Raw genomic sequence first — 14,837 nt, 5'->3', positions numbered from 1 at the left:
ACGGCTTGATACGCACGCCAGGCCCCCGGGCCTGGACGACGACGACACATGAAATGCCGGATTTGAGGCGAAAAACGCAAGTTCTCCGCCTCGCGCATCCGACGGCGCCTGTTACCGGCGCAGACCGAGACGACCGATCAGCGTCTGATAACGCCCCTGATTCTTGCGCTTCAGATAGTCCAGAAGGCTGCGGCGCTGACCGACCAGCACCAGCAGACCGCGACGCGAGTGGAAGTCCTTTGCATGAATCTTGAGGTGTTCCGTCAGGTTGACGATACGCTCGCTCAGGATCGCAACCTGAACTTCCGGCGAACCGGTATCGTTCGGGGCGGTCTGGTATTCACTGATCAGCGCCGTGCGACGCTCTGCCGTAATCGACATCGTTTACTCCATTCTTCAATCTTAAAACATACGCGAAGGGCGAAGCCGTCCGTCTTCGGTGCGGCACAGCCCAATCACGCGCTCTCCGCAGATCGCCCGGAGCGGAACACCCGCCTCCATCGCCGGAAGACGTCCGGCCAACACACTCAGATCGAGTGACTGGCCATACAGGAGCGCCTTTGCCTCTTCTTCGGTGACGGCCAGAGCCGGGATGTCGTCCAGCACGGTCGCAACCGGTCGAAGAGGCACCGGAAGAGCATCGGCGTTCTCCATGCTTTGACGGAGATTGTCCAGAGATATCGCCTCCATCTCCGTAAACGGGCCACATTTTGTACGTCGCAGGACACCGATGTGACCGACGGTCCCACAAGCCAGCGCGATATCGCGGGCGAGGCTTCGCATGTAGACCCCCTTGCCTGAACGGACATCGAACACGGCATGGTCACGATCAGGGCGTTCGACCAGCGTGATCGAATCGATCCGCGCCGGACGCGGCGGGAGTTCGGGCGGCTTGCCCGCACGCGCCAGATCGTACGCACGCTGACCCCCGACTTTCAAAGCGGAATAGACCGGAGGAACCTGCATGACGTCTCCGGTCAGCATCGGCAGCACGCCCAGAATAGCCGTGTCTGACGGACGGACTTCAGAAAGGGCAAGGACCTCCCCCTCACGGTCATCCGTCGTCCGGGATTCCCCGAAGACCAGCGTGAAGCGGTATTCCTTCGTCGCGTCCATAATCCAGGGAATGGTTTTGGTGGCTTTGCCGAATGCGATCGGCAAAACACCGGTCGCGAGTGGGTCGAGCGTGCCCGCATGCCCGACCTTGCGCGCATCATAGAGACGTCGCGCAATGGCCACCGCAGTCGTGGATCCGAGTTCCAGCGGCTTGTCGAGAACGAGCCAGCCATCGATATCCTGTCCGCGCCTGCGCGCCATGGTCAATCGTGTCCGAAAGAAATCAGGGATTCAAAAAGCGCCAACGGCGTTCAGACGTCTTCGTCGTCATTCAGATCGCGCTGAACTTCCGGCTTGCGCATGAGCGTGTCGATTTCCATCGCATGCTCAAGTGCCGTGTCTGGCTGGAAGTGAATTTCCGGGGCGGTGCGAAGCCGCAGAGTCTTGGAAAGGCCGTTACGCAGGAAAGGCGCCACACGCTTCAGAGCGGGTAGAACGGCATCGATATCCGAACGCCCGAGGCGACAGACGAACGCCGTTGCATGTCTCAGATCCGGTGAAATACGCACTTCCGTGACCGTGACATCGACGCCGGACAACTCGGGATCACGAAATTCCGTCCGCGCGAACAGATCCGCGAGCACACGCCGCACTTCCTCGGCGACACGCAGCTGACGCTGCGTGGGACCATGAGAAGCAAGACCGGCGAGTCTCCCCGCCGGTCCCGTTACGTCCGTTTTGCCGCGGGAGCGACTCATGCCGGGACGACTTCCATCTCGTAGCACTCGACGACGTCGCCTTCGCGCAGGTCGTTGAAGCCCGCGAAGGAAAGACCGCACTCATATCCGCGCGCCACTTCCTTGACATCGTCCTTGAAGCGCTTGAGCTGGCTGAGATCGCCCTGATGGATGACCACATTGTCGCGCAGCAGCCGCACGCCGCAGCCACGCTTGACGACGCCTTCGGTGATGTAACAGCCCGCGACCCGACCGACCTTGGTGATATTGAACACCTGGCGGATCTCGGCATAACCGAGGAACTTCTCGCGATGCTTCGGCGCGACCTTGCCCTTGACGAGTTGCTCGACGTCGTCGGTCACCTGATAGATGATCGAGTAGTAGCGGATATCGACACCGTCGCGATGCGCCAGTTCGCGGGCCTGGGTCGTCGCACGGACATTGAAGGCGATGATGATGGCGTCCGAAGCCTTCGCCAGTTGAACATCGCTTTCCGTGATCTGCCCGACAGACGAGTTCAGGACACGAATACGAACTTCCTCATGCTCAAGCTTGAGCACGGACGCCTGGATCGCTTCAGCCGAACCCTGGACGTCAGCCTTGATCAGCAGAGCCACTTCCTTCTGCACACCCGCCTGAATACGGGCTAGCATCTGGTCCAGCGTGCCGCGGGCCGAAGCCTGCATGGCAACCTGCTTCTCACGCACCTTGCGTTGACGGAACTCGCAGATCTCACGCGCCCGGTTTTCATTTTCGACGACGACGAACGGTTCTCCCGCTCCCGGAACGCCCATGAGACCAAGCAGTTCGACCGGCATCGACGGACCGGCATCCACGAGTTGACGACCACGATCGTCAAGCATCGCACGCACGCGGCCCCATTCCGCACCAGCGACAACGATATCGCCTTTTTTCAGCGTGCCCTTCTGGACGAGCACGGTCGCAACCGGACCGCGTCCACGATCAAGGCGGCTTTCGATCACCGAGCCTTCCGCCACGCGATCGGGATTCGCCTTCAGATCGAGGATCTCGGCCTGCAGCAGAATGGCCTCTTCAAGCTTGTCAAGCCCCGTCCGCTTCAGCGCTGAAACCTCGATGTCCTGAACGTCGCCGCCCATCTCCTCCACGACGATCTCATGGCTCAGCAGTTCCTGACGCACACGAGCCGGATTGGCACCGGGCTTGTCGATCTTGTTGATCGCCACAATGATCGGGGCATTGGCCGCCTTGGCGTGTTTGATGGCCTCGATGGTTTGCGGCATCACGCCATCATCCGCCGCGACAACCAGCACGACCACATCGGTGACGGACGCACCGCGCGCCCGCATCGAGGTGAAGGCCTCATGGCCTGGCGTATCGATGAAAGTGATCCGCGCGCCGGAAGGCACGGTAACCTGATAGGCACCGATATGCTGCGTGATCCCGCCGGCTTCGCCACCAGCCACGTCCGTCGTGCGCAGGGCGTCCAGCAGAGAAGTCTTGCCGTGATCGACATGTCCCATCACCGTCACGACGGGAGCGCGCGCCTGCAGATCCGTTTCCTGATCCTCGACACCCTCGATCCCGATCTCGACATCACTCTCCGAGACGCGGCGGACGCGATGGCCGAATTCTTCGATCACCAGTTCAGCCGTATCGGCATCGATGCTCTGTGTCGCCGTGGCCATCACACCCATTTTCATGAGTGCCTTGATCACTTCACCCTGACGCGACGCCATACGATTTGCCAGCTCGGCCACCGTGATGGATTCCGGCAGCACGACATCACGAACGACACGAACCTGATCGGAACGCAGACGCTCCAGTTCCGCCTGACGACGCTCACGGTCGCGCTGACGACGCACGGACGCCAGCGAACGCGTTTTATCGTCGTCGCCTTCAATCGCAGCCCGCACGTCGATGCGACCGGCGCGGCGGTTATCGCCACCCTTCTTCGCAGCCGGGCCCGCCGGACGACGCGGTGGCACCACCGGCGTGTTGGGGCGCTTTCCACCCGCAGGACGGCGGTCATCGTCACCTTCGGGCCGACGGAGATGCAAAGTCTCACTGCGCGGCGCCGCAGCCGTGCCGGGCGAGCGGGCTTCAGGAGCCGGACGCGTCACAACCGGACGTGTCGGCATGATCGCACGCTCGGCCAACGGACGCAGACGCTCCACCGGGGGCGCCAGTTGCACTCCGCCGGTGGGAGCCTGATCGTTGGAGTCGAGCGGCGCCATCCGCGCGGCTTCGGCGGCAGCTTCTTCTTCTCGGCGCTTCTGCTCGGCTTCGACCTGCTCAGCGGTCGCGCGCAGAGCCTGCTCGCGCTCCTCGATATCCAGGCGCTCCGCGGCTTCCTTGGCAGCCAGTTCGGCGGCGCGACGCTCATCCTCCTCCCGACGGCGAGCTTCCTCGGCCGCGGAAAGAATATTGATTTTTTCCTGTTCACGACGCGCGTCTTCCCGGCGCTGCTCTTCGAGCACGCGCTGACGGCGCTGCAATTCCGTGGCTGTCAGGGCACGCCCCCCGACTCCGGCCGCCACACGACCACCGGATCGCGGACCGCTACCGCCCTGCGCGGGCGCGTTGGGGTTACGCTTCTTGCGCACCTCGACCTGGACCACCTTGGAACGGCCATGGCTGAAGCTCTGCCGAACCGAACCGGCATCAACCGTGCGCCCAACCTCCATACGCCCAGCCGGGCGCAGGGACAGACGCCCCTTGCCCTGGTCGCCAGAAGACCCGGCGTCAGAAGTCTGCGACTCCTGCCCGACCTGGCCCTCTTGAACCTGACTTTCCTGGTTCCGTTCGTTGCCTTCGCTCATTTACCCGCCTGTTCCACTCCGGCGCGCATATCCGGCGCACCGGGGACCGGCCCCTCGGCCAACCCCAAAAATCGTTCATGCTCGATCAGCAGGCGTCGTGCCAGCGCTCCGCGCGCCACAACACCATAAACCGCATGTTCCCGCCCGAACGCCTTAGCCAGCATCCCGGCGGGGATCGTCGCCACAGGGAGCTCCCGCGCCCCTGACAACAGTCGCGCCAGCTCGTCAGGGCTGGCGCCAAAACTCTGGATCACCGCTCCGACCTTGCGGGCGACGATCCACTCACGGCACTTCGTGAAACCACATAACGCCTGACCGGCCCGACGCGCTAGCGTCACCGATTCGATCACACGCTGTTCCAGTCCGGCTCGAATGACCGCATCGAGATCATCCGGCACTTGAACCGCCTGACGCGCCGCTTTTGAAAACATATGACGCGTCCGGGCGGTTTCTAGCACATCTCGCCGGGCGCTCAACCATATTCCCCGTCCGGGGAGTCGCGCCGACAAATCCGGCGTCAAAATCCCGTCCGGCGACACGACGAAGCGCAACATCGTCTCGGGCGCCGCATGGCTGCGCGTCACGATGCAGCGACGCAGACCGCCATGCCCGCGATCGACTTCGACCGCGTCCTGATCCAATGCGGAGTCCGTGACCACGGACTCCGCGTTATCCGGCGTGTCCGACGTATCACACCTCCTTGTCGGTGGCAGGAGCCGCATCCGCGACACCCTCCTCACCTTCGAACCAGTGAGCGCGCGCCGCCATGATGATTTCGTTGGCGGCCTCCGCGTCGATCACATCCGCGCCGAGAATTTCGACCAGCTCGTCACCGGCGAGATCCGCGAGGTCATCGAGCGACTTCACGCCGCTCTCGCCCAGCGTCACCAGCATCTTGTTGGAGAACACGCCCAGATCGGCGATCGCATCATCCACACCAAGAGCCTTGCGCTGCTCGTCGAGCGCGTCCTCCTTGCGCGAGAGACATTCTTCAGCGCGCCGAACCAGCTCTTCCGCAACCTGCTCATCGAATCCCTCGATGTTATGCAGCTCGTCCGAGTCCGCATAAGCGAGTTCCTCGATCGAGTGGAAACCCTCGGTCACGAGCAGGCCCGCGATCACATCGTCCACGTCGAGCGCGCTGACAAAAAGATCCGTACGCTTGCGGAACTCCTCCTGACGACGCTCGGACTCTTCCGCCTCCGTCAGGATATCGATGTCCCACCGGGTCAGCTGACTGGCCAGACGCACGTTCTGACCACGACGGCCGATTGCCAGAGAAAGCTGCTCGTCGGGCACCACGACCTCGACGCGCCCGGCTTCCTCGTCCATCACCACCTTGCTGACTTCCGCCGGAGCCAGCGCATTCACGACGAACGTCGCCGCCTGCGCGCTCCAGGGAATGATGTCGATCTTTTCGCCCTGCAACTCGGCGACGACCGCCTGCACGCGCGAACCACGCATACCGACGCATGCACCGACCGGATCGATGGACGGATCTCGCGAGACAACCGCCATCTTGGCGCGGGAACCCGGGTCACGGGCCACGGCCTTGATCTCGATGATGCCGTCGTAAATCTCGGGCACTTCCTGAGCAAACAGCTTCGCAAGGAATGCGGGATGCGTGCGGCTCAGGAAGATCTGCGGGCCGCGGGGCTCATCGCGCACGTCATAGATATAGGCGCGCACGCGATCCGAATTGCGGAACGATTCGCGCGGGATCAGTTCGTCGCGACGCAGCAGGGCCTCGGTGTGACCGATCTCGACCATGAGATTGCCGTATTCGGTGCGCTTGACCGTGCCATTGACGACCTCGCCCACGCGGTCCTTGAATTCGTCATACTGACGCTTGCGCTCATATTCACGCACACGCTGGACGATCACCTGTTTGGCCGTCTGCGCCGCGATACGCCCGAAATCGATTGGCGGCAGCGGATCGACCAGATGCTCGCCCTGCTGGATCTCAGGCTTGAACTTCCGCGCGATATGCAGCGGAATCTGCGTCTCTTCGTTCTCGACGACTTCGACTGCCTCGGTCCAGCGCGACAGACGCACCTCACCGGTCTTGCGATCGATGGTCGCGCGAATGTCCTTTTCATGGCCGTATTTCGCGCGACCGGCCTTCTGGATGGCCTGCTCCATCGCTTCGAGCACTTCGTCTCGGTCGATGTTCTTCTCGCGCGAAACGGCGTCCGCAACCAGCAGGAGTTCAGGCCGTGTAACAGAGGTGTCCATCACAGTAGATCCTCAAGAGGCGCCGACGAGGGCGCAAAACAAACAATCAGACAGTCGCGCTTCAGTGAACGCGGCGACCAGGCTTCGTATTTTTTCCAGGCCCCTTACCCGGCCGCAGCGGGTTGAGCTTCGGCGTCTTGGGCCGAGGCGCGTCGCTCTCCTCATCCTGGACGCCCATCATCGTCGCACTGGCTTCGATCAGCGCATCCGTCAGAATCAGGCGGGCCTTGCGGATGTTTTCAAGAGGCAACGCGACCTCGGAACCATCATCGAGGCGCATCAACGCCGCGCCATCCCTCAACCCGAGAACCGTTCCGGAAAAGCGCTTGCGTCCATCCATCGGCAGGTCAAGTTCGGCCTTGGCGATATGCCCGGCGAAACGTTCCCAGTCTTTCGCACGGGTCAGAGGGCGATCGATTCCAGCCGACGACACTTCCAGCGTCCAGGCGCCCGGGATCGGATCGTCAACATCAAGAACGGCGCCCACGACATGACTGATCTGCTGGCAATCGTCCACATTGATGAGACTGCCATCGGCACGATCAGCCATGACCTGAATGGTCGGCGTTTCGCGCCCCAGCACAGACAGACGGACGAGCTCGAAGCCCATGTCTTCAAGTGCCGGCGTAATCTGCCGCGCGATCCGCGCTTCAAGACCGTTAAGATGAGGAAGATCAGTTTCCAACGCAAAAAAGGCGGCCCGTTAAGGCCACCCCCCAGAACCATGACGGAAATAAAGGTGATGCGCTTACCTAGGCCATCGCCCCTGCGGACGCAAGCCTTTCCATAAATCGGCAGTGCCCCGGTTTGAAATATCCGCTTTTGGGGAGGGGACGTAACTGTCCGCTTCGCAGCACGAAACACTCGATAGCAGACGTCCTAACCAATACAGTTGCAACTCCCGGCCAGCTTTTATCTGGGAGCACAGCGAGAACCCTAAGCTGTATTGAAGGGTGATACCGGCTGGGTAGACCCTTGCTTCAGCTAGAAGATCTTACCACAGGACGAAAAGTGAACTTTTGGGCCGTAATGTGAATTGCATTTCAATGGAAGAGCGTCAGGTGCTTACCCTATGTTTCTGGCTACCCGCCTTCTTCCTGCTGAAACTGCGAATTGCAGTGCAATCGGAGACAACAATGCCCCCGCACCGCTCGCCATCGCGCAACCGCCTCCTGGCGCTGCCCGCCTGCGCACTTCTCGCGCTTCTCGGCGCGAGAAGTGCCAGCGCAGAGTCCCCAACCCCAACACTGACAGAGATACCCACGACCGGCGCGATTACCCTTAAGACAACCCTCGCCGACACGAAAGTCACAGCAACGCTGGTAATCGCCACTACGCCGAGCCACTCGGTCCACCTCTGTTCCGGCGGCCGCACGACCTGCTCCCCGGTCGAAAAGCTGTCGCTCACGGTCGGGCCGAAGACCGTTTACATTCCTGATTCCTTGGTTGCCACCCTGAACGACGTTAACACGGCGAGTCTGGCGGCCTATGGCTGGACACAGTTCGTCCTGACCCTGAACTGCGGCGACGCGGCGGCGGCAACGCAGGTGCGCATCCGCTTTGACAAGAACCGCGTCCTCGAGCGTGAGGTCACCGCCAGCGAAGCCGGAATGGTTTCCGAGCGCACGACTTACGAGGATCTCAGTGGCGCCTTCAACTGACCGGAAGCACAAACCAGTTTGAACCTCACCGGATCGACGGAGATCAATCCTCGCGGAGGCATGGTGCCACGTCCGCTTTCAGGAAAGACCATACCGCGCTCTGGCGTCCATAAAGAGGCGAAACCCGAATTTCAAACCGGGACATGACCCATAAATCCCTCGCCCGTCGAATGCTTCACCCGGCTCCTTTACCCGTCACGAAAGCACGATGGGCGCAAGGTTCGACCGACGGCGACGGCTGGAGCCGAAGATGTAAAGATTGTTTACACCACGGACATGCTCCCGCGCTTGCCTTCTGATCCATTCCCCTGTCACATGACATTGATGAATGGCCCTTCAGAACCCGATATGAGGCTCAAGCCGCGGGAAGACAGTTCGCAGGAGCGTAGTCCCATGGCGATGGCGGCCAAGGTCTCGATCCTTGCCGCCGCACTTCTGGGGACGGGCTATCTCGCCGCCCACAACATCTCGGGACATGACGCGACAGCGGTCGCGCCCGCGTCTGCGACAGGCTCCGCGACCGGCACCCCGACAGGCACGACGCTTCCCCACGCTCTGGCGCAGGTCACGATCATATCGCCCGAGAACGCGGCCAAAGCCTTGGCCAACAGTCAGATTCCGCCATCCGCGCGCGCGGACATCCTGGCCGCCGTCAAGCGGCGCGAAATGCGCCTCAGTATCCTGCCCATGCGGGACGCGACGGGCGCAGCAGGACAGGTCGTAACCGTGACAAGCAGCGGCATCACGCAAAATGTCGTTCTCGGCCCGAAATACCAGAACGTCGTTCTGCCCATCAGAGGCGCGGGGCAGGCCACGATCATCGCCACGACCACGCCGCCCCCCGACGGGCTTCATATCGGCGCGCTTTTTGTAACCGGACCGACGATCATGCCGACGATCCCCGGGCCCAGTGACGGGCTCATTCTGGACCTCATCCAACAATGAAGAGCCTGATGCCGCTCCTTAACCGGATGATGCCGGTTATGATGGTGATCTTTCTGGCGCTCGCGAGCCTTCAGGCCGCGATGGCCCTTCATCTGTCATTCGCAACCATCGGACGCTTCCTGCGATGGGCGGAACCGGGCTATCTTCCTCTGGCGGGTCTCGGCGCGCTCTTCACCGTCTCGGGGCTTTTGTTTGAAACCCGCGCCGAGCGTCTCGCCCGTAAAGGGCTCCGCCGCAGAAAGGGATTCCTGATGGACGTTCTCGCCCGCCTCACCAACCGCAATGCGCTTGAAGAGCTCATGGCACGCGAGCAGAAGGAAACGACGATCGACGCGGAGGAGCTGGCGGCGTCACTGCGCGCCCGCGTGATCGGTCAGGATCAGGTCTGCGAGGACATCGCCCAGCAGCTGCGCCGCCGTCTCGCCCTGCATGTCCGCGGAAAACCGGTCGGTATTTTCCTGCTGGCGGGACCTCCGGGAACCGGCAAGACCTATCTCGCCAAACAGATCGCCCGACAGATGGACCGTCCTCTGCTGCATTTCGACATGACGCAGATGTCGAGCCCTCACGCCGCGACACAGCTTTTCGGCTCGCCGAAGGGCTATGTCGGATCAGACACATTCGGAAAGCTGACAGGCGGCCTCCAGGAAAAGCCCGACGCCGTGGTGCTGCTCGATGAAATCGAAAAAGCCCACCCCGATGTTTTCAAGAAGTTTCTCACGGCCTGGAATGACGGCCACATCACGGAGGCCTCCACCGGCACGCAGATTTCCACCACGCGCGCCATTTTCATGCTGACCTCCAACATTGCGACAGACTCCCTGACCGAGATCGCCGATCGTCTCGCCTCCGATCCCGACCGCATGCGTGCCGAGTCGGTCGAAGCCCTGCGTCAGGCCGGTTTCGCGCCGGAGGTTCTGAACCGCCTCGACCGGATTTTCGTGTTCCGCAAACTGCACGGTCTCGATCTGGCCCGCGTTGCCGCACTGGAAATCGAAGCGATGATCGACAGCTACGGCCTTCGCGTGGAGCCCGGCGGAATCGACGCCGCCGTTCTCTTCCAGGTCATGCAGCGCCAGCAGAAACTGGGCACCGGCGCATCGGCGCGCGATCTCGTGCGCTCCATCGAGGACATGGTGAGCGAAAGCCTGATCATGGCCCGTCAGAATGGCGCGAAAATGGTCCGGCTCGTCGCCGGGGAGAACGGCGTGAACGCCGAAGTCGCCGACGAGGCCGAATCCCTCCACGCCCGCATGACGAGCTGAGCCACCACGAAGAATGTCCGCTTTTTCACGTCTGTGGCGCCGCGCGCCTCTCTGGAGATGGTCGCTCTACGGCTCTGTCGGCTTTCTCGGTCTCGCCGCCCTCTATCCCACGCCCTTCATGTTGCGGCATGCCCCATGGCTTGCCCACGTTCCAGGCACCACGGCTCCGGCGTCCCCATCCAGCGGCGGCAGTCCGCCGTCCAGCGACGCCCAGCAATCCGGCGCTGCGCAGCAGCCCGGCAACTCGCCCGACAGGGTCGCCGCACCAAGCATGAACGCATCGTTCGTGGGCAGCGTGCCATTCAACGGCCATACGCTTCCCCTTCCCGCCGGAACCTGGCATCCGGTTCTCACCGGTCAGGTCGGGCCGGGTGGCGTTCAGCTTTTCAACATTCTGGCGCGCACCGACAGAGGCGTCGTCACGGGCGTCATCATCGCAAGGACAACCACCCGTCCCCTGCCCGCCGATGCGACGGCCGGGCTGGACGACACGTGTCATGATGACAGAAATTTCGCAGCGCGCGTGATGTCGGACGGTCAGAATGGCGTCCGCGAGTGCTGGAGCGTCGCTGAAAGTACCGGTTCCGCGAACGAACTGATCACGACCGCGTTCCAGAGACTCCATACATTCGGTTTTCCGGTCTCACCACTTTACGTGACCGCCGTCTGGCTCAGAGCAACGACAACGAAGGACGGGTCGACCGACGTCAACGCGGTGGATACCCTTCTGGCGCCGGTGCGGCCTGGATCGACGGAACTGATCGCGCCTCTGGCCGTCTGGACCAAAACCGAACTCCCCAACGCTCCGCTGGCTCAGAACTTCGTGCGCGGCACGACCAAATGGATGACGAACTGGGTCGGCGTCCTGCGCGAAGGCATGACGCACGGACTGATCAGCGGTACAGTGCCGGACGAACTCGCCCGGGACCCGGCTGCTCCGTAGACTTTCTCTTTCTCCGGTCGGGATAGACGCGGTTTCAGTGCTTGCTGCTCGCCGCATCCATGCTCCGTCCCAGACGGGCTTCGGCGAAGCGGGCCAGTCGCACGAAAGGCAGACCCAGCAGCAGATAGGCCATACCGATCATCAGGCCGGTCCCGACATAATCGTAATACGTCGAGGACAGACGCACGTAGGTCTGGCTCAGTTCCGTCAGCGTGATGACGCTGACAAGCGATGAATCTTTCAACAGAGAAATGAAGTCGTTGGTCATCACCGGCACGACCGTCCGGAAGGCCTGCGGCACGATCACCAGACGCAGGGCCTGGGCGTGCGTCATGTTCAGCGCGATCGCCGCTTCCATCTGCCCGCGTGAAACGGATTGCAGACCCGCACGGTAATTTTCAGCCTCATACGCCGCATAATTCAGTCCCAACGCCAGAACGCCCGCCAGGAAGGGTGAAAGCGTAACTCCCAACGACGGCAATCCATAGAAAATGAACAGGATCTGGATCAGCAGAGGCGTCCCGCGCACGATCTCGACATATAACCCACAAAGAAAGGCGAGCGGACGAGGTCCGTAGCGCCGTGACAACGCCAGCACGATACCCAGCGCAACGGCCAGAATCATGGCGCATGCCGACACCGCAAGCGTCAGCCACGCGCCATGCAGGACAAGCGGCAGAAACCCGATATAACGCCGCAGATGCGCGCCCCACCCGTTCAGCGCTCCGATCGAGGTGCGATAACGCTCCCACGCGTCGGGGGGCACATGGATGTCGGTATGATCGCCGAGCGCGTCCGCCATCATCGGCGTCCAGAGATTCCACCGCGCCAGAATACGATGCAGGGTTCCATCGGCAATGATCTCGCCGAGAGCGGCATCGACCCTGTCGCGCTCGACGTGATTGGCCGCTTCGAAGGCGATGCCGTACTGCGTGCGTCCGATCGACTCGCCGACCACCCTGAATTCCGGCGAGACCGCGCCATAATAAAGCGCGATCGGCTCATCGAGCAGAATGGCGTCCAGCCTTCCGTTTCGCAGGTCCGAAAAGGCGTTGCTTTCCTCTTCATAGGCCCGCGTGCTGATCGTCGGCTCACCCGTCAGCATTCTTTCCGCAAGCGTATCCTTGATCGTTCCGACCGTATGGCCGCGCAATGCCTCGAAACTGTCCAGTCCCTGACGGTCGCGCCGCACAACGATCCGCTCGCCCGTCACGTAATACGGACGCGAGAACAACACTGCCGCCCGATGCTCAGGCGTCATTTCAATGCCGTCGAGGACCATCTGATACAGCCCGCGCTTCAGCCCGGGAATCAGGCCATCCCAATCGTTCTGGACGAGACGCGGCCGTTCATGAAGCCGTTGCGCGATGGCCGCCGCGATGTCGTATTCGAAACCTTCTACACGGGTGGAATCGGCGGGGTCATGAAAAACATACGGCACATTTGCCTGCCCGTCGGAGGCCCAGACCATTTCCGGCATGGCTTCGGATGCGACCGGCGCCGCATCGGCCGTGGCGACAGCCAGCACAGAGAAGCAGCCCATCAGCAGATGCAGGATCGCCCTCATAGGATGGTTCTCAGGAAGCGTCGCGTTCGAGGATCGACCGGATCCGAAAAGATGTGCTCCGGCGGTCCGGCTTCGACGATGACTCCGCCTTCCACGAACAGAACCCGATCCGATGCGGCCCGAGCGAAACGCATGTCATGGGTGACGACGATCTGTGTCATGCCGTCATCATCGAGCGCGCGCATGACGTTGAGAACCTCCTCCGAAACTTCAGGGTCGAGCGCCGAGGTCGGTTCGTCGTACAGCATGACGGCAGGCTTCATGGCGAGCGCGCGCGCGATCGCCGCACGCTGCTGCTGACCGCCGGACAGGGTTTGAGGATATCGATCCGTCATGTGACCCAGACCGACTTTTTCCAGAAGCTGGCTCGCGGTCTCCCGAGCCGCCTCACTCGTGACATGGCGCACGACGCGCGGTGCGAGCATGGCGTTCTGAAGCACGGTGTAGTGGGGAAAGAGATTGAACGACTGAAAGACCATGCCGACATGCGCGCGCAGCAGATGGGCCTGTTTCTCGTCGGCACGCGTCCAACGTTCTCCGCCCGCGCGAGACACGAGCACATCTTCGATCCGCACCTGCCCCCCATCCGGAATTTCGAGAAGATTGAGGCAGCGCAGGAACGTCGATTTGCCACACCCCGACGGACCGATGATCGACACCAGTTCGCCGCGCTCCACACGAAGCGACATCCCGTTCAGAACCGTGTTCGTGTCGAAAGCCTTTCTGATATCGCGGGCCTCGAGAACAACTTCGTCGGACTGGACCAGTTTTCGTAACCCCTGAACATGCGGTGCTCTTACGACATCGATTCGATCAAAAACCGATGCGACTGTCGATATGTCCGCAACCCATGCGGACGGCAACAACTCCATGGGAAGATGAGCGCGGAACTGGCCCTGCGGGGTCGAGGTCTCTATACAGGCCCTTCTCGCCCCCAGGACGATTCCTACCGACCCAAGGCCCATGTCCACACATCCGCATCGCATAGCCCCCCGCCTGGAAGTCCGCGACCTCAGCGTCATTCGCGGCGAGCGGCTCGTTCTGGATGCCGTATCCTTCAATGTGGACGATGGCGAGGCCATTCTGCTCACCGGCCCGAACGGCGCCGGAAAATCGACCCTCCTGCGGACGGTCGCGGGGCTGCGGCGTCCCGATGGCGGCGATATCCTGTGGCACGACGATGAAACCGGAGAGAGCGATACCACCGCGCCGCGCGTCGCGTATCTCGGTCATCAGGACGCGCTGAAACCGGGCCTGACACTGGCCGAAAATCTTCACCTGACCGCACGCCTGAACGGAACCAGCCTCGAAGCGGCTCTAGAGGCGGTGGACCTTCTCGCGCTCGCGGAATTGCCCGCCAGACTCCTTTCCGCCGGTCAGAAACGGCGTGGCGCCATCGCACGTATCCTGCTGACCGATGCGCGTCTCTGGCTGCTCGACGAGCCGAGCCTCGGATTGGATGCCGATGCCGTCGAACGCTTCGGGACCGTTCTGGCGCGGCATCGTGCCGCAGGCGGCATGATGATCGTCACGACCCATGTTCCGCTCCCCATGCCAGAGACACGAAAACTGGTCCTGCCAGCCCAGCACCGGGAACTCTTCTCATGAAGGGAGCCATGAATGGGGC

Annotated in this window: 14 protein-coding genes; 5 read left to right on the top strand and 9 right to left on the bottom strand. The window is 62.1% G+C overall.

The features are described from left to right. Positions 1-111 precede the first annotated feature (111 nt). The 7 genes from rpsO to rimP form a co-directional block, all read right to left on the bottom strand. Positions 112-381: a 30S ribosomal protein S15 gene (gene rpsO, locus PWM43_RS03715; protein WP_289841241.1), complete on the bottom strand. Its 270-nt coding sequence runs from the start codon at positions 379-381 to the stop codon at positions 112-114. A gap of 21 nt (positions 382-402) precedes the next feature. Then, entirely contained in the window at positions 403-1,317 is a 915-nt protein-coding gene (gene truB / locus PWM43_RS03710) for a tRNA pseudouridine(55) synthase TruB (RefSeq protein ID WP_289841240.1), read from the bottom strand. 50 nt (positions 1,318-1,367) lie between these two features. Beyond that, positions 1,368-1,814: a 30S ribosome-binding factor RbfA gene (gene rbfA, locus PWM43_RS03705; RefSeq protein WP_289841239.1), complete on the bottom strand. Its 447-nt coding sequence runs from the start codon at positions 1,812-1,814 to the stop codon at positions 1,368-1,370. Further along, positions 1,811-4,459: a translation initiation factor IF-2 gene (infB, locus tag PWM43_RS03700; protein WP_394356040.1), complete on the bottom strand. Its 2,649-nt coding sequence runs from the start codon at positions 4,457-4,459 to the stop codon at positions 1,811-1,813. The genes rbfA and infB overlap by 4 nt, the downstream gene beginning before the upstream one ends. A 131-nt stretch (positions 4,460-4,590) precedes the next feature. Further along, a complete protein-coding gene (locus PWM43_RS03695; protein ID WP_289841237.1) occupies positions 4,591-5,253 on the bottom strand; it encodes an RNA-binding protein in 663 nt (220 codons plus the stop codon). A 31-nt stretch (positions 5,254-5,284) separates the two neighbouring features. Further along, positions 5,285-6,829, bottom strand: a complete 1,545-nt coding sequence (nusA, locus tag PWM43_RS03690; RefSeq protein WP_289841236.1) for a transcription termination factor NusA — start codon at positions 6,827-6,829, stop codon at positions 5,285-5,287. Positions 6,830-6,890: 61 nt separating this feature from the next. Then, positions 6,891-7,514: a ribosome maturation factor RimP gene (rimP, locus tag PWM43_RS03685; protein WP_289841235.1), complete on the bottom strand. Its 624-nt coding sequence runs from the start codon at positions 7,512-7,514 to the stop codon at positions 6,891-6,893. Positions 7,515-7,875: 361 nt separating this feature from the next. Here rimP and PWM43_RS03680 point away from each other — a divergent pair, with 361 nt between their 5' ends. From PWM43_RS03680 to PWM43_RS03665, 4 genes are all read left to right on the top strand, one after another. After that, positions 7,876-8,490: a hypothetical protein gene (locus PWM43_RS03680; RefSeq protein ID WP_289841234.1), complete on the top strand. Its 615-nt coding sequence runs from the start codon at positions 7,876-7,878 to the stop codon at positions 8,488-8,490. Between the two features lie 348 nt (positions 8,491-8,838). Next, on the top strand, positions 8,839-9,435 hold the full coding sequence (locus tag PWM43_RS03675; RefSeq protein WP_289841233.1) for a hypothetical protein: 597 nt from the start codon (positions 8,839-8,841) through the stop codon (positions 9,433-9,435). Then, positions 9,432-10,700 carry an AAA family ATPase gene (locus tag PWM43_RS03670; RefSeq protein WP_289841232.1) on the top strand — a complete coding sequence of 423 codons (1,269 nt, stop codon included), beginning with the start codon at positions 9,432-9,434 and terminating at the stop codon, positions 10,698-10,700. Before PWM43_RS03675 ends, PWM43_RS03670 begins: the two co-directional genes overlap by 4 nt. Positions 10,701-10,713: 13 nt before the next feature. After that, on the top strand, positions 10,714-11,643 hold the full coding sequence (locus PWM43_RS03665) for a hypothetical protein (RefSeq protein WP_289841231.1): 930 nt from the start codon (positions 10,714-10,716) through the stop codon (positions 11,641-11,643). Between the two features lie 34 nt (positions 11,644-11,677). Here PWM43_RS03665 and PWM43_RS03660 read toward each other — a convergent pair whose 3' ends face one another. Together PWM43_RS03660 and PWM43_RS03655 are read right to left on the bottom strand one after the other, a co-directional pair. Next, positions 11,678-13,210: an ABC transporter substrate-binding protein/permease gene (locus tag PWM43_RS03660; protein ID WP_394356025.1), complete on the bottom strand. Its 1,533-nt coding sequence runs from the start codon at positions 13,208-13,210 to the stop codon at positions 11,678-11,680. Continuing rightward, on the bottom strand, positions 13,207-13,899 hold the full coding sequence (locus PWM43_RS03655; RefSeq protein WP_289841722.1) for an amino acid ABC transporter ATP-binding protein: 693 nt from the start codon (positions 13,897-13,899) through the stop codon (positions 13,207-13,209). Before PWM43_RS03655 ends, PWM43_RS03660 begins: the two co-directional genes overlap by 4 nt. A 274-nt stretch (positions 13,900-14,173) precedes the next feature. Here PWM43_RS03655 and ccmA point away from each other — a divergent pair, with 274 nt between their 5' ends. Next, positions 14,174-14,818, top strand: a complete 645-nt coding sequence (gene ccmA / locus PWM43_RS03650) for a heme ABC exporter ATP-binding protein CcmA (protein ID WP_289841230.1) — start codon at positions 14,174-14,176, stop codon at positions 14,816-14,818. The last annotated feature ends 19 nt before the right edge of the window (positions 14,819-14,837 follow it).

Origin of the sequence: Brytella acorum (genome assembly GCF_029309905.1) — a bacterium.
GTDB lineage: Bacteria > Pseudomonadota > Alphaproteobacteria > Acetobacterales > Acetobacteraceae > Brytella > Brytella acorum.
This window is presented reverse-complemented; position numbering and strand designations above follow the sequence as displayed.